This window comes from Paracoccus saliphilus (assembly GCF_028553805.1).
Lineage (GTDB): Bacteria > Pseudomonadota > Alphaproteobacteria > Rhodobacterales > Rhodobacteraceae > Paracoccus > Paracoccus saliphilus.
In genome coordinates this window covers 770742-786525 of the sequence record NZ_CP067140.1, presented here as the reverse complement: position 1 = coordinate 786525, position 15784 = coordinate 770742, and the positions used below count along the sequence as shown (strand labels likewise).

At 58.2% G+C, this 15784-nt stretch carries 12 protein-coding genes, 1 tRNA gene and 1 pseudogene; 4 read left to right on the top strand and 10 right to left on the bottom strand.

Annotated features, from left to right (window positions below; translation table 11 throughout):
- Window positions 1-43: 43 nt before the first annotated feature.
- Window positions 44-1099 carry a multiple monosaccharide ABC transporter substrate-binding protein gene (gene chvE, locus JHX88_RS03665; protein ID WP_076527641.1) on the bottom strand — a complete coding sequence of 352 codons (1056 nt, stop codon included), beginning with the start codon at window positions 1097-1099 and terminating at the stop codon, window positions 44-46.
- Between the two features lie 144 nt (window positions 1100-1243).
- Between chvE and JHX88_RS03660 the strand changes: the two genes are divergently transcribed.
- Both JHX88_RS03660 and JHX88_RS03655 read left to right on the top strand, forming a co-directional pair.
- Window positions 1244-2197, top strand: a complete 954-nt coding sequence (locus JHX88_RS03660; protein WP_076527643.1) for a LysR family transcriptional regulator — start codon at window positions 1244-1246, stop codon at window positions 2195-2197.
- Window positions 2198-2380: 183 nt separating this feature from the next.
- Window positions 2381-2457 (top strand) — tRNA-Arg (locus JHX88_RS03655).
- Between the two features lie 171 nt (window positions 2458-2628).
- Here the strand turns inward: JHX88_RS03655 and JHX88_RS03650 are convergent.
- Window positions 2629-2835 carry a hypothetical protein gene (locus tag JHX88_RS03650; protein WP_076527645.1) on the bottom strand — a complete coding sequence of 69 codons (207 nt, stop codon included), beginning with the start codon at window positions 2833-2835 and terminating at the stop codon, window positions 2629-2631.
- On the bottom strand, window positions 2825-3742 hold the full coding sequence (locus JHX88_RS03645) for a hypothetical protein (RefSeq protein WP_076527647.1): 918 nt from the start codon (window positions 3740-3742) through the stop codon (window positions 2825-2827). Before JHX88_RS03645 ends, JHX88_RS03650 begins: the two co-directional genes overlap by 11 nt.
- Before the next feature lie 46 nt (window positions 3743-3788).
- Between JHX88_RS03645 and JHX88_RS03640 the strand changes: the two are divergent.
- Window positions 3789-4546: pseudogene (locus JHX88_RS03640) on the top strand (IS5 family transposase).
- A 38-nt stretch (window positions 4547-4584) separates the two neighbouring features.
- On the opposite strand, the gene JHX88_RS03635 reads toward JHX88_RS03640, so the two are convergent.
- From JHX88_RS03635 to JHX88_RS03610, 6 genes are all read right to left on the bottom strand, one after another.
- Window positions 4585-5904, bottom strand: a complete 1320-nt coding sequence (locus JHX88_RS03635; RefSeq protein WP_272848116.1) for an IS701 family transposase — start codon at window positions 5902-5904, stop codon at window positions 4585-4587.
- 101 nt (window positions 5905-6005) lie between these two features.
- Window positions 6006-7652 (bottom strand): ABC transporter ATP-binding protein, encoded by a 1647-nt coding sequence (locus tag JHX88_RS03630; protein ID WP_076527473.1) that lies wholly within the window; start codon window positions 7650-7652, stop codon window positions 6006-6008.
- Window positions 7653-7656: 4 nt separating this feature from the next.
- The gene (locus JHX88_RS03625; protein WP_084203253.1) at window positions 7657-8583 is read right to left on the bottom strand and encodes an ABC transporter permease; all 927 of its coding nucleotides are present in this window, start codon (window positions 8581-8583) and stop codon (window positions 7657-7659) included.
- Window positions 8584-8601: 18 nt separating this feature from the next.
- Complete coding sequence (locus JHX88_RS03620; RefSeq protein ID WP_076527472.1) at window positions 8602-9555, bottom strand: ABC transporter permease; 954 nt, start codon at window positions 9553-9555, stop codon at window positions 8602-8604.
- 71 nt (window positions 9556-9626) lie between these two features.
- Window positions 9627-11225 (bottom strand): ABC transporter substrate-binding protein, encoded by a 1599-nt coding sequence (locus JHX88_RS03615; protein WP_076527471.1) that lies wholly within the window; start codon window positions 11223-11225, stop codon window positions 9627-9629.
- Window positions 11226-11299: 74 nt separating this feature from the next.
- Window positions 11300-13300 carry an oxidoreductase gene (locus tag JHX88_RS03610; protein WP_076527470.1) on the bottom strand — a complete coding sequence of 667 codons (2001 nt, stop codon included), beginning with the start codon at window positions 13298-13300 and terminating at the stop codon, window positions 11300-11302.
- Window positions 13301-13423: 123 nt separating this feature from the next.
- On the opposite strand from JHX88_RS03610, the gene JHX88_RS03605 reads away from it, so the two are divergent.
- On the top strand, window positions 13424-14428 hold the full coding sequence (locus JHX88_RS03605) for a GlxA family transcriptional regulator (RefSeq protein ID WP_076527469.1): 1005 nt from the start codon (window positions 13424-13426) through the stop codon (window positions 14426-14428).
- Window positions 14429-14505: 77 nt separating this feature from the next.
- Here the strand turns inward: JHX88_RS03605 and JHX88_RS03600 are convergent, their stop codons facing one another.
- Window positions 14506-15465 (bottom strand): ornithine cyclodeaminase family protein, encoded by a 960-nt coding sequence (locus JHX88_RS03600; RefSeq protein WP_076527468.1) that lies wholly within the window; start codon window positions 15463-15465, stop codon window positions 14506-14508.
- Window positions 15466-15784 lie beyond the last annotated feature (319 nt).

Below are 15784 nucleotides of genomic sequence, written 5' to 3'. Positions count from 1 at the left end.
TATAGGGCCGCCCGAAGATGGGCGGCCCGGAATCGAGGCGGGCTTACTTGATCTCGTCTTCGCTGTAATAGCCGGACCCGATCAGCACCTCTTCCCAGTTCGAGGCATCAACCGGCTGCGGCTCCAACAGGTAGGACGGCACGACCTTGACGCCGTTGTCATAGGTTTCGGTATCGTTGATCTCGGGCTCGCCGCCCTTCAGCATCGCATCGACCATGCCAACCGTCACACGGGCAAGTTCGCGCGTATCCTTGAAGATCGTCGCGTATTGCTCGCCCGCGATGATCGACTTGACCGATTGAACCTCGGCGTCCTGACCGGACACGATCGGCATCGGCAGATCGCCTGACCCGTATCCGACCCCCTTGAGAGAGGACAGGATGCCGATCGACAGGCCGTCATAGGGGGACAACACGCCGTGCACCTGTTTATCGGTGTAATTCGCCGACAGCAGGTTATCCATCCGCGACTGCGCGACCGCGCCGTCCCAACGCAGCGTGCCGACCGTATCCATGCCCATCTGTCCCGACGGGACCACGATATCGCCCGCATCGATCAGCGGCTGCAGAACCGACATTGCGCCATCATAGAAGAAATAGGCGTTGTTGTCGTCGGGGCTGCCGCCGAACAGCTCGACATTCCACGGTTTCTCGTCGGAGAAGCGCTCTTCCAGACCCTGAACCAGCGTGTTCGCCTGCTGCACACCGACCTGAAAATTGTCGAATGTGGCATAGTAATCGACATCCGGCGTGTCGCGGATCAGGCGATCATAGGCGATCACCTTGATATCGGCGGCGGCGGCATTGGCCAGTGCATTCGACAGCGTGGTGCCGTCGATGGCCGCGATCACCAGCACGTCAACGCCCTTGGTTATCATGTTCTCGACCTGGGCAAGCTGGTTCGGGATATCATCCTCGGCATATTGCAGATCGGTGTCGTAGCCCGCCTCCTCGAACTGCTTGACCATGTTGTTGCCGTCGTCGATCCAGCGGGCCGAGGATTTCGTGGGCATCGAGATACCCACGGTTTCGGCCATGGCACCGAAGGCGAGTCCTGAAACGCCGAGCGCAAGCGCAATGGCGGCTGTGGTGAATTTCATGGTTTACCTCCCTCTGATCGGCAGAGCTCTCTCACCCCGCCCAAATGGCCACCCGTTCGCCGGGGCGGCATTCGCGAAACGCTTAACAAGCCGATGACATGATGGTAAAATGACAAATTCAGCCATCTGCATAACGGAAATGATATGCCAAAGCCTCCCTCTCGTCTGATGCTCAAACCTGCGCAGCTGCGGTTGATCCACGAGATCGCGCAGCACGGGCAGCTTCAGATGGCCGCCGAAACTTGCGCGATGACGCAACCTGCCGCCTCGCGCATGCTGGCGGAGATCGAGCGGCAAGTGGATGCAAAGCTGTTTCTGCGTCAGCCCAAGGGCATGGAGCCGACCGAGATCGGGCAGACGGTCCTGCGCCGCGCCCGGGTGATCCTGCGAGAGATGTTCAGCATGGCAACCGATGTGCAGGAAATGCAGGGTGGGGCTGCCGGGTCTGTGCGTGTAGGTGCGGTGACGGGACCGGCGGTGGGCTATCTCGTCTCGGCCATCCGCGAGATCAAGGCGCAGGCGCCCGAAGCCGATATCACCGTCGATGTCCTGCCCTCGCGCGATTTGCTGACGCATCTGGCGGCAGGTGACATGGATTTCGTGCTGGCCCGGATTCTGCCCGAATTCGACAGCCGGGATTTCAACATCCTGCCCATGCGGGACGAAAAAGTCAGTTTTCTGTCGCGTGCCAGCCATCCGCTTTCGCGCGCCGCATCGGTCACACTGACCGAATTGCTCGATTACGAATGGATCATGCAGCAGCGCGGCGCGCCTATCCGCGAGGCCACGCTCTCTGCCTTTGCCAGTGTCGGGCTGCCCGAACCCCGCAATATCGTCAGCAGTCCTTCGCTGTTGTTGACCATCGCCTATCTGGCCCAGAGCGAAGCGGTATCACCAATGTCGGACGAGGTCGCACAATTGCTGTTGCACCCGCCAATCAGCGCGGGACTGACAACCCTGCCGATGCCACATGAGATCCGAGTTTCGCCCTATTATATGCTTAGTCTGCGCCGTCGCCCGCTATCGCCATTGGCATTGCGATTGCGAGATTCGGTGATCCGGTATTCGAAACTCCCCGCTCGGAACGATGCCGCTTGACGGCGGCACAGCATTTCGGGGCAGACCAGGCAGCCGCAGACATTTATCGGACCAATCCCGCCCGATATGCGATTGATTTCATCATCATGCCATGGGTAATAGTCGATCCGTCCTCGTGTGGCCTTTCCGAATCGACGACCGACTTGCGCAAATCGGCTCGATCACGCATGAAGCGAGGATCGCGGTCCCGTAGCTCAACTGGATAGAGCAGCCGACTTCTAATCGGCAGGTTGAGGGTTCAAGTCCTTCCGGGACCGCCAGAACTCCGAATAACTGTCAATGGGTCATAAGAGTGCACATTTTGGCGTTTTCATGCACACCCCCTGCCAATAGAAAAGTGAAGTAATGAAAGAAATTACTTCAACTGATTGATTTTCATTTTTTATTTTTCTCTGACATGGATGCACCGCTCTATCGAGCAGGCAGCAGCCTCACGAATTGCGATCGTGAGTGAAGAGCTTCTCTATCGAATCTCTCAACCAAATCGAGCCGGCAGGTTTCCCATCAAAGCTGAAGGGCTCTACTTTATGTGCTCTCAAAACTGCCAGAATCGTGTTCCTGTGCAGGCCGAATTCCGCTTCGACCGTCGAGACCGTCAGGAACTTTCGATGGAAAACTGCGATGTCCTCATCGGTCATACGGTGCTGTTTTCGCCTGGTGTTGGGATGCAGGACGACATGTGTCGGCACATGGCCCGCCTCGCCCAGGGCGAGGAAGCGGGCGCCGTCGCGCAATGACTTTCGGTGCTCTGGTGCGTGGCACAAGCAAACCGCCAGCCAGCAATGACGCGAACGCGGCCTTGGTGGTTCCCATTGCGGCCAGCATCTCGCCTGGGCCAACCCACGTTGGGATCTCGGTCAGTATCGAAGCGTAGTCCTTTGCGATGAAAGTCTTGCGACTACGGGCGCGTGGATCGTCGGGTGAGAACGCGCCCGCATCCGTCAGGATTGCATCAAGGACCGCGTCCCAGACCCCCGTCTCACGTGCGGCCGTGACGACCGAATGCAGGCGGCGTTCGTTGACCCGCTCCCCCAGCAATGTATCGCCGACGGCATAGGGCCAATGCGACAGGATGCATTCGCGAAGGATCTGCCGAAACGGTGCGAAAGCCTCGTCAAACAGAAGATCCCTGGAAAGCCTGTCAAACAAATTGCCGAAGGCCTTACCCGCCTCGTCCAATGGACCATCGGCACGGGCGGCGAGTCGAGCCAGCGCTTCCCTGAATGCGCCCTCTCCATTCCGCAAAACCTCGAAACCACTCAACAGCGCAAGCCTGTGTCGCGCGATCTGAGTTTTAGAAGCATCTGGATTTGCCTTGAGAAGCTCTGCTCCAAGCAAGCCACAGATGGTTGTTGCGGCATAGAGCGAAAAGTCGCGTAGCCATGTCGGATCAACGCCCGTCGCCAGCCTTTCGTCAAGCCAGATGTCGTAGGGTGAAGGATTAACGACAGGTTGGTCGTAGCACTTGGCTAGGCAGAGAACCCATACAAGATTTTGATAAATTGTGGTATTCTTCATCTGTATGAGGATAGGAGCAGACGCCATGTCCAAGGATCACCTGTTTTAGCTTTCCGATGCAGCCTGGAAAGCCATCGAACCGCATCTTCCGCATGGACAACCGGGAAAGCCACGCGTGGATGATCGCCGAGTGATTTCGGGTATTCTACACGTGCTGAAGACCGGTTGCCGTTGACGGGACGTTCCGAGCGAATACGGTCCAGCCACCACGGTCTATAACCGTTATCATCGCTGGTCGCGGCGGCGCATCTGGCAAGGCATCTTTGAACGCATGGCGGCGACCGGGCCGGTTCCGGAGGAGCTGTCGCTGGATAGTAGTCACATTAAGGCGCACCGTTCGGCGCAGACCGAAAAAGAGGGGCGTGGGCTCAAGCGATTGGCACGTCGCTTGGCGGAAGAACGAGCAAAATCCATGCATTGGCCGATAATCAAGGCCGACCTGTCGCCTTCGCCCCGACGCCGGGAAATGTCGCCGACATCACCATAGCTATTCCGATCATGGAGGGCCTGCCGAGCCCCCAGAGGCTCGTGGCCGACAAAGCCTATGATGCCGACAAGTTCCGCGGATGGCTAAGGAACCGAAGGATCAAAGCCGTGATCCCCTCAAATGCAGCACGCAACAAGCCCTACCCGCTGGATCGTCACGCCTACCGGAGACGAAATGTCATCGAGCGCATGTTCGGCAGGCTCAAGAACTAGCCAATCGTCGGGAAAACAGTCCCCCAGACTGTTTTCTGATCCTCCTCATACATCGCCACCAGATATGACAGGCTCGCGCGAAACTATCTCGCCGCGTTGGCCCTTGTATCCGTCGTCATCGCATGGACTTGAATGAGTCCCCAACCTAACACTACTTTGGCAGATTTTTCTCACCCGCTGCGATACGCCTTTCGCAATGAGGGCATCGAATAGGCGGTGGACGCTCCAGGATATCGAGGATTGCTTGCCTGACGGCTGGCATGGTTGGTTGTGGGGGTGGTCCCGGGACTCTTTTTCCCCCGTCCCGCAGCCTTGAGGCGGCGGGATTGGAGGAAGGCGTAGGCGATCATCGTCATCAGTGCGTGTCGGTGAAGACCCGTCCAGGACCGCCCCTCGAAATGATCGAGACCAAGCTCTTCCTTGAGTTGTTGATGCGCCTGTTCGCAGATCCATCGGGCCTTGACGGTAGCGGCGAGCGTCTTGAGGCAGGTGTCGGCTGGCAGGTTCGAGGCGTAATATTTCCGTTCGCCGGTCGCACGGCGTTCACCGATCAGCCAAACCTCCTCGTCACCAGGCATAGCCTGCACACGGCCATCCGCCATGCGATGCCGATAGCCATCGGCGATGCGGACACGGATTGCGGCGAACTGGCAATTCAACCTGCCTTTGGTCCCACGCCTCCAGCTGACCTTCCGCCATTTCTCGTCCTTCAGCATCTGTTCAGCGGAAACGGCCACGCGGTCGGGGAGGTGATATTTGCGGCGGCGACCGCGTCCCACCTCGGGAAAGACCAGCCCGACATCCGCCGGATAGACGTTCTGGCGCCGCGACAGGCCGACCGCCCATGCAAGGCCGCGCTCGCTCAGAGACTGGCGGAAAGGCCCGCCCGATCCGTAACCCGCATCGGCCAGCACACAGCCGAAGCGGACGCCCGCATCCCTCACCCGGTCAATCTCCTCGATGGCAATCTCAGGTTTACTCAGGGCCGCTCGCCGATATTCCGGCACCCGGGCTCGGGCCATGCGGTCGGGATCGTCGGTCCAGACTTCCGGTAGAAACAGCCGCAACCCCACCGCCACCGGCACCTCGCGCGACGCCAGTGTTACCGAGACCAGCGACTGGCAATTCGCGGTCTTGCCCAGCGAGGAGGCATATTGTGGCGCAACCCCAACCGAGCGTTCGCCCTTCTTCGGCAGACAGGTATCATCGATGACCAGAAAGGCCTCCGCGCCGCCAACCAGCCTGTCGGCCTCGGCCAGCAAGGCCGCTTCCAGCGGCGCGCTGTCCCAGACCCCGTCGGCGATGAAATGATGCAGTTGGTCATAGCTGACCGCCCTGTCCCGCTCGGCCATCGGCTGCACGCTCTTGCGATCACCCGGGCCGATCAACCCGGCAACATAGGCCGGACACATCCGCCCCCGCGTCTTGTGCCCAAGCCCCGCAATAAACGGTGCCAGCCATGTCTCCAGATCGTCCCGCCAGTTCTCCATAATCCGCCAGCCTCCCTCAAAGCTGGCTCCCTATGAATCACCCAAAACACCTCCCGTGAATCCGGAGATTGTCGTATCAGCAAAAATCTGCCAAAGTAGTGCTAAGCGAAGCCATCCTTCATTGACGCTCGACGAGTCAGCCAATCAGGATCCATGTTCGGCACGGAGGAAAGAAGCAACTTGGTATAATCTGCCTGGGGATCAGCGAAGATTCCGGCGGTGGGGCCGCTTTCTTCAATCTTGCCACGGCGCATCACGACAACATCGTCGGCAATGGCCTTCACTGTGGCCAGATCATGCGTAATGAACATATAGGTCAGATCCAATTGCTTCTGCAGCCGGTCCAGCAAGTCCAGGATGCTTTCGGCCACCAGCTGATCGAGAGCGGAAGTGATCTCATCGCATATGATGAAGCTGGGGTTCGCCGCCAGTGCCCTGGCTATCCCGATCCGTTGCTTCTGTCCGCCGGAAAGCTCTGCGGGTAACCGATCGATATAATCGTCAGGTTCCAGATCGATCATTCGCAAGAGCTCTCGTATGCGTTCGTGGCGTGCGCGCCCGCGGAGGCCGGAAAAAAAGGAGATGGGCCAGCCAAGTGTCTCGCGGATGGTATGCCTCGGATTCAGCGCCGTGTCCGCCATCTGATAGATCATCTGGATCTGCCGCAAGTCCTCCTTGCTGCGCTTGCGGAAATCCACAGCCAGATACTTGTCATCGAATGTAACCTCTCCCGCTGTCGGAGACAGAAGCCCGGCGATGACCCGAGCCATGGTAGATTTACCACTGCCCGATTCCCCCACGAGCGCTGTCGTATGACCTCGGTGAATCCGGAACGAAACGTTGTCGAGCACCTTGACCGTTCCGTAACTGGCACTCACACCGTTGACCGAGATCTTGGGCACCGCAGTCTCGGGTGGCGCCGGCTTGGGTACATGCACCTTGTTACGCACGCCCCAAAGCGATTTCGTATAGTCTTGCCTTGGCGCGCCAAGCATCTCGCGTGTCGGCGCCTCCTCAACTTCTTGTCCATCGCGCAGAACCTTGATGCGGTCAGCCATTTGCGCGACAACCGCCAGATCGTGGGTAATATAGATTGCCGCCGTGTCAAACTGTTCGACGATATCACGAATTGCCCCCAGCACTTCGATCTGAGTGGTCACGTCCAACGCAGTCGTCGGCTCGTCAAAAATGATCAGGTCCGGACGACAGGCCATCGCCATCGCAGTCATCGCTCGCTGCAGCTGCCCACCCGAAACCTGATGAGGATAGCGGAGCCCAATCTGCTGCGGATCGGGCAGTCGCATCCTCGTATACAGGTCCACCGCATCCTTTCGTGCCTTCTCTGCAGACATTATGCCATGGATCTTTGGCCCCTCGGCATATTGATCGATAATACGCCAGGCAGGATTGAGACTGGCGGCGGCGGATTGCGCCACATAGGCAATCCGTCGACCGCGCAAATCGGCAAGCTGCCGTGCCGTGGCTCTGCGCAGGTCCATTCCATCGAACAAAACCTGCCCACCAGAAAGGCGGCAGCCATCTCGTGCATAACCCATCGCCGCAAGTCCGATCGTGGATTTTCCCGCACCGGATTCTCCGATCAATCCGAGGACTTCGCCGCGATGGAGGGTCAAGGTGACGCCCTTCACGATCTCAGACCAGCTGTAATCCCGTTTGCCTTCGATCTGCAGGGCCCGAATATCGAGAAGCGGGCTGGCGGAGGATGTATGATTGGATGTCTCGGTCATTCCATTACTCCTTCAACCCGCTGGAAAGGTGCAGCGCCCAGTCGACGACAAAGTTCACCGCTACGGTCAGCAAGGCAATGAGCGCGGCGGGCAGGATCGGGGTGATGTCACCGAAGGTAATCAGCGAGGCGTTCTCGCGCACCATGGCCCCTAAATCCGCGCTCGGTGGCTGCACTCCAAGTCCAAGAAAAGAAAGTGCCGAGATCGACAGGAAAACAAAACAGAATCGCAAACCAAACTCCGCGACCAAAGGCGGCATCGCATTGGGCAAGATCTCGCGTCCAATCAATCGCCAGAGCCCCGCGCCTCGCAGCCGGGCAGATTCGACATACTCCATGACCACGATATTGGCTGCAACCGCACGGGCGATACGAAAAACCCTCGTGGCATCGACGATGGCGATTACCAGGATCAAATTTGGAATCGAGGTTCCCAGGATCGACAACATTAACAGCGCAAAGATCAATGACGGAATTGCCATCAGCACATCGACGATGCGGCTGAGGAGTTGGTCCAGCCAGCCGCCGATCGTGGCGGCCAGGAGTCCTCCGATCGCACCGGCCAGGAAGGCCAGAACCGTCGTCGCGAAGGCGATCCCAACAGAGTTGCGGATACCGAAGATCAGCCGCGACAGCATGTCCCTGCCCAGATTGTCGGTGCCCAACGGATAAGTGGAGTTCCAGGGCAAGTATTCGGCGTCCAGCACGATCCTTTCGCCATGAGGTGCGATCAGGGGCGCTGCCAGCACGACTATGACATAGGCTGCGATGACGGCCATGCCGAAGGTCGCGGTCAGCGGCGCATGGCGAACGGTGCGCGCATTTCGGGCAGGCAGAACCAGCACGAGGGCCGCACGGCAGCTCCAGCCAACTACTGCAGCACAGGCCAGCGCCACAATGGCCCAACCGAAGGGGAGAAGCAGGGTTGTCATGGTGTCCATCATTCCTTCTCAGCGCCGGTGCAACACGCGTGGGTTTGTCAGGATCGCCAGCACATCTGCTAGAAGGTTGAGCAGGACATAGGCACAGGCAAAGATCAACGCGGCGGCCTGCACCACCGGAACATCGCGTTTAGATACGGAATCTACCATCAACTGTCCCATGCCTGGATAGGCAAAAACCACCTCGACAACCACGACCCCGGTGACCAGATAGGCTAGGTTGATCGCCACCACATTGATGATCGGTGAGGCCGCATTCGGGAGCGCGTGAATCAGAACCAGACGGATCGGACCCGCCCCCTTGAGGTGTGCCATTTCAATATATGGTGATGCCAAAAGATTGACGATTGAGGCTCGCGTCATGCGCAACATATGCGCTGAAACTGCAAGACTGAGTGTCACGGCCGGCAGAAAGCTCATATGCAGTCGCCCCACGAAATCCGCAGTTGCCACGCCCGACGCGATCGTTGGGAACATCCCGGTCTGCGCAAGCAGGAAAATCAGGATATACGCAACGAAGAAATCGGGAAATGAGATCGCCGACAAGGCAGTGACGTTGACCAACCGATCAAAGATCGTGTTGCGCAGCATGGCCGATGCCAATCCCAGAACCAGCGAGATGGGAACAGCGATGGCGGCCGCATAGAGTGCAAGGAACAGCGTGTTCTGGAACCGTCCGCTGATCAGTTCCCCGATTGGCTGGCGACTGGCGAGAGATATACCGAAATCTCCCTGTAATGCTCCGGCGAGCCAGGACAGGTAGCGTAGAACCAGAGGCTGATCGAGGCCAAGGTCCCGTCGCAGGGCAGCCACCGTTTCCGGAGAGGCTGCCTGTCCCAGCAAAGCCTCGGCTGCATCGCCCGGCAATAACTCCAGCGCGCCAAAGATCAGGATTGAGATGACAAACAGGATCGCAAGCGCCAGGAGCAGACGTCGACCGACCAATCTCCACATATGAGCCATACGGGGCGATACCTCACATAGAATTCGTGAACGGGAAAGCCGGTCCGAAATCGGGCCGACTGGCCTTCATCTCAGGCCGCCCACCAGCGCTTGATGAAATGGCCGCCGTCCATTTCCCATCCGCCGCCGTATTTGCCGGTAGTGGCGACCTTGTCGTTGAGCAGCATCACCTCTTGCGCGAATGCCGGAACAAGACTGCCCCCCTGTTCCGCAATGATGTGCTGAATGTCGGCATATTGCTGGCGCCGCTTCTCCTCGTCGATTTCGGCCCGTGCAGTCGTGATCAATTGATCCAGTTGTTCGATCTGGATATGCGTGTCGTTCCAAGGCGCCCCCGTGCGATAGGCGATCGACAGCATCATGTCCTCGACTGGCCGTGACCCCCAAAAACATGTGCACCAAGGCTTTTTCAGCCAGATGTTCGACCAGTAGCCATCATTGGGTTCACGCACGACATTGATATTCACACCAATATTGCGTACATTCTCGGCCATCAGAACTGCAGCGTCCACTGCGCCGACGAAAGCCGCATCGGCTGCAGACAGATTGACCTGGATACCGTTCAATTCCGCCTTTTCGATGTGAAATTTAGCCTTGTCGAGGTCGAACTCGCGTTGGGGCAGGCTGGCATCGTGGAAGCGGAAGCCCGGCCCGATCGGGTTATCGTTCCCGACCTTGCCGTAACCGAACAGCACCTTCTCGATAAACTCCTCCCGGTTGAGCGCGTATTTCATCGCCATGCGGAAATCGGGATTGTCGAAGGGCGCGACATCCATATGCATAGGCATCGTGTAGTGGATGTTCGACGTCACGGTCTCCGCTCGCAGCCCCTGCACCCGTGCCATTCGCTGCATCAGGCGCAGTTCCGGGCGGTTGATCACATCGACCTCGCCATTGATGACGGCGTTCTGGCGTGCCGTGTTGTCGGCGATGACAAGGATCCGGGCCTCATCGAAGAATCCCAGTTCTCCGGCCTGCCAGGCATCAGGATTACGCTTCAACTCGGCACTCACGCCCGGCTCGAAACTTTCAAGCGTATAGAGGCCGGTGCCTATCCGGGACATGACATCAGCCTTCCCATCCTTCGTCGGCAGGATTGGCACATGGTAATCGGTCAGCAAATAAGGAAAATCGATATCACCAGCTGAAAGGGTGATCACGATAGTATCGCTACCATCAGCTTGAATATCCGAAACCGTCTCGAAAAGGCCTTTCGCACCCGAGCTGCTATCCTCTCCCCTGTGTAGATTGAGAGAAGCAATGACATCATCGGTGGTCAGCGGTTTGCCATCTGAGAAGCTGACACCCTGACGTAGCTTGAACCTCCAGGTCTTCGCATCCTGCGACGTCTCCCAGCTTTCAGCCAATGCCGGTTGCAGCGAGTTATCGTAGCCCACATCAACGAGGTGGTCGCGGATCGCATGCGAGACCGAGATCATGAACGTATCGTTGAACGTCGCAGGATCCAGCGTATCGGAGGTCGAGCCCCCTATCAGTCCCGCACGCAGCAATCCGCCGCGTGTCGGGCTGGGGGTTTGCGCCGCTGCCATAGTCCAGAGGCCCGAGGCTGCGGTTGCGCCAAGTCCAAGTGCCGTCGCGCTCGCGATGAAACTGCGGCGCGTGGTGTGCCCCCGCGCATAGAGATAGTTGATCTTGTTCCTGTCAGACATGTCAGCCTTCCTTGTTGCAGTATTTTTTTCTTGTTTCGCCAGGGCCGGAGACCGCCCCTAGCGGTCGATATCCGTTAGATCGCCTGGCCAAGGACGCGACCCTCGTAGATTGCGGCAACGGCCAGCCGCGGTGCCATAGCATCCCCGATCAGGTGCTTAGACTGTGCTGAGTTCAGGTTTTCGAGTTCGGCCATAATCCAATCTTCCGAGATATTGGTGGTGGCCAGGATGAGTGTATCCGCCTCGATGAAGCTTTCACTGCGATCAAGGACACTGCGGAGTCGGGCGCCGCTGTCCGTCCATTCAGTTATGGCAGTCTCGGTCAGGAGACTGCCGCCCGAGGCCTTGACCCGCGCCCGGCTGTCGTTGTCGCTCAGAGTGCGCGGCAAGAACTGCCCTACTAGCGGCCAGCCGGTCACCACGCTAACCCGGTGACCGCGGCTGGCAATATGCATCGCGGTGCCAAGGCCACGCCAGTCGCCCGTGTCGTCCAGAACCAACACATGCCCCCCCAACTTGGCATTGTTGGTCATCACGTCCTCGACCGAGAAGACATTCTTCTTCTCTGCTCCCGGCAAGCGCTCCAGCTCCGGCAATACGCGTTGAAAACCTGTCTCTGCAGGTAGAGAGCCAGTGGCGACGATCACCTCGTCGGCTTCGTAGCTCAGAATATCCTCGCCATCGACCGGGCTGTTGAACTGGACTTTCACGTCCAGCCGTTCGAATTGCCTTTCATACCACTCAATCAACTCAAGAATCTGCGAACGGCGATGCTGGAGACCCGCCAGCCGGAACTGGCCGCCCAGTTTAGAGGAAGCCTCGACAAGCGTGACGCTGTGACCGCGTTCCGCCGCAACCCGCGCCGCTTCAAGCCCCGCCGGCCCACCCCCGACGACAAGAAGGCGCTTGGACTTGTCGGCGGCAGTAAAGCTGTCGCCGCCCCATTCGAACTCGCGCCCGGCAGAAGGATTGACCAGACACGAGATCCAATAGTCTCGCGATCGGCGGCCCCAGCACATCTGGTTGCACGAAATGCAGCCACGCACATCCGTATCACGGTTCTGGGCGACCTTGTTGACCCAGTGGGGATCGGCGATCTGCCCTCGCACGATCGAAACCAAATCTGCTCCACCGGACGTAATGACCTCGTTGGCGTTCTCAGGCGTGCGTATATGACTTTCCGCCTGTACCCGGATATGCTTGCAAACCGCCTTCAGGGCCTCCGCATTGGGCGCGCCGAGCTTGTCGGCGTTCAGGAATCCCGGAATTGTGGAACTATGGTCAAAATAACTGCCCGTCCCAACAGAGATATAATCGATCAGCGCACGGTCATCGAGATAGGAGGCAATCTCCTGTAGTTCCTCCACCTTCAGACCAACATTGACATCGCGCTCGATACTGGAAGCGATGCCGATAATGAATTCATCGCCTGCGGCTTTCCGAATACGCGATACCATTTCGGTGGTGAACCGCATCCGGTTCTCCAATGTCCCGCCCCATCGGTCGTCTCGCCGATTGTTCCAGGGCAGCCAGAACTGCTCCAGCAACGAGTTATAGGCCCCAAATATCTCGACCCCCTCAAAACCGCAGGCGCGCGCACGTATGGCAGCCTGAACGAAACAGTCGATCAGAGTTTCGATTTCGGATTCGCTCATTCGGTGACTGCCATCGCCATCATGAAACGAGGGCAATCCGGAAGGCGACCAGTTTGGTTGATATGACAGATCGTAGTCACCGTGCTGACCCACGTGATAAATCTGCTGCAGCATGGTCGCACCCTCGGCCTTACAGACCTCGGTAATTCGACGGAAACCCGGGATCACCTCGTCAGAGCAGGGTTTGAAATTGCCACGAGTCAACACGGCCGTAGGGTGAACCGGCATCGGCTCGACCACGATCATGCCGGCTCCCCCTCGCGCGCGCTCCAAATAGTATCCAAGATGCCGCTCTCCAGGCAAACCACCCTCAGCCATGTTGGCTGTGTGAGCACCGAACACGATACGATTGCGCAGCGTCTTGTGACGCATTTCCAGAGGTTCAAGAAGTTTCGCGTATTTTGCGCGCTCATAGTTCATTCGCAGGCTTCCATAATGCAGGTGGCTGTCTGGAAACTCAGCCTAGGAACAAGTCAGGCGCCGGAGATTGCATATATGGATAGTTTTTCATAATATTTAGATCAAAAGGATTGTTGCCGGATCATGGAATTCAAACCCAGAGCCCATGCCAGAGAGGGTCTGCCTTATCTTCGGGTCGCAATTCTACTTTGCCCGGGTTTCACGCTGACCGCGATGTCAGGCTTCGTTGATGCGCTCCGCTTGGCTGCGGATCACGGCGACCGCAGCCAGCAGATCTATTTTTCATGGGACTTTCTGGCCGCCGGCCCACTGCCCCTGCGGGCCAGCTGTGGGCTGGAGATCACGCCAACCAATATTCTTCGTGACCCAGAGGCATATGAATGTGTCGTCGTTTGCGGTGGTCGCCTGAAATTCATCGATCAGTTGGCTCCGGAAGTCGAGCCATTCCTGGCGACATTTCACAAGCGCGGACTGCCGATCATCGGTCTTTGCACCGGCTCGTTCGTACTTGCGCGCTCCGGGCTATTGGACGGGCGACGATGCGCCCTGCATTTCGAAACGTCGCAAACCTTCTCCGAACGTTATCCGCAGGCAGTCGCAGTCACCAACCGAAGCCATGTCATCGACGGCAACATCCTGACCTGCCCGGGCGGAGTTGCAAGTGCCTGGGTCGCAACGCTACTTATCAGCGCCTACAGCAATAGCACACGCGCGAACAAGGCGCTGGCGCATCTGCTGATGGATCAGGCGCCACCGAAATTCATGCGCAAGGTTACTGACAGCAATGCCGGTTTGAGTACAGCCAGCGGCCTGACGCGGCGCGCAGTCGAAGCCATGGAGTTCGGCCTGGACTCACCATGCTCGATCACCGAGCTTGCGCGCAAACTGAATGTCTCGAAACCCAGCCTGAATCGTGCCTTTTCCCAAGACCTGAACAGCTCACCGGCGCGCTTCTGGCGGCGATTGCGCTTGATGGCCGCGCAGGAAATGCTGCTCGGGCGCAAGCGCAACATCACCGAGATCGCGTATGAGACGGGCTTCTCGGACACCGCGCATTTCTGTGCAACATTCAAGCGCGAATTTGGCAAGACCCCAAAGACGTTCCAGCAGCAGGCTGTAACGGCATGAACCTCAGACTGGCTGAACCGCCATCATTCGTCGACTGCCAGGACTGACAGCAACGCCTGATGCAGGTCGGACTGAATTTACTCTGCAGAAACCGACATTTCGGATCGGGTGGAAACTTTCGCGATGTAGTCCGCGATCATGAGATCAAGATGCGCGCCGCCGCCATTCTTGAAAACCGTGATGTCTGTATCGGACAATCGCCCGGGCGCATCCTTCGCAATGATATCGTAAAGATCACCTATCAAATGCTGGCGGGTAATCGCTCCCGAAGAGATGGGCTGGATCAAATCGCCAACCTGTTCAAGGGTTGTCTGACGGCAATCCGCAAACAGGCGCGACGCAGCGATCAAGGAGTCATCAGCTTCACGCATTTCGGGTGTAAAGGAGCCGACAAGATCGACATGCGTGCCTGGCCTGATCCATTCGCCGAAGATGATCGGTTGCCGCGCCATCGTGGCGGCGGTGACGATATCGGCCTCCTGCACCGCGTCTCGAAGACTGGAAACCGAAACCAGTTCCGGGCCAAGCCCGTCGAGGTTGGAAACAAGCAACTGCGCCCGATCAATTCGACGCGCCCAGATCGAAATCCTGTCCAGTTTCGGAAACAACGCCGTGTAGGCCCGGGCAAGACAGGCTGCCATGGCGCCCGCCCCGACGATCACCAGGTGGCGACTTTCGGGCCGTGCCAGCAGGCATGCGCCCAAAACGGAGTCGCTGGCGGTCTTGAACTCGGTGACCAGGCGACTTTCGATTACGGCGCGCACCGCGCCTGTGTCGGGATCAAACACAATCACAGATCCTTGTATGGAAGGGAGGTTCCGCCCCGCATTCCCTTCCATCACGGTCTCAGCCTTCACACCAAAGCCCAAACCCTCTATGCGCGCGGCACGGTTGAGAAGGCACGATCCGGAGGGCCCCAACAACAGATCCTCCATATCAGCCTTGGGCAGCTCGTGACCCTTGCGCAAGGCTTCGACCGCCTCCTGCCAGGATAGTTTCGGAAGCATTTCCTCGTAATTCAGAATGACAGGCTGCATCGGTAATCCTAGATGGTTGTGTTTCAAGCTTTTGCAGTGCCGAAGATTGCTTGGCCCGGCAAGCTCGGGCAATATGTTGATAGAATTGCATGAACACATGCAATTGGAGGCGGTGCAGGCTGCCCACGATGCATATTCGGCACTTCAACAACTGTTCCCTTAGAGTGGCCCGCTGGAGCCTTAAAACATGCTGGACTTTTTCTCCAATGCGTTTGCGGACGATGCGCCGACAGCAGCAACGCGTGGCAATTGCCTAAGCACGCGCCATGTCGATGATTTGCGTTATACATAAGGTCGGCGTCGCTCGCGCCGGTGCGAA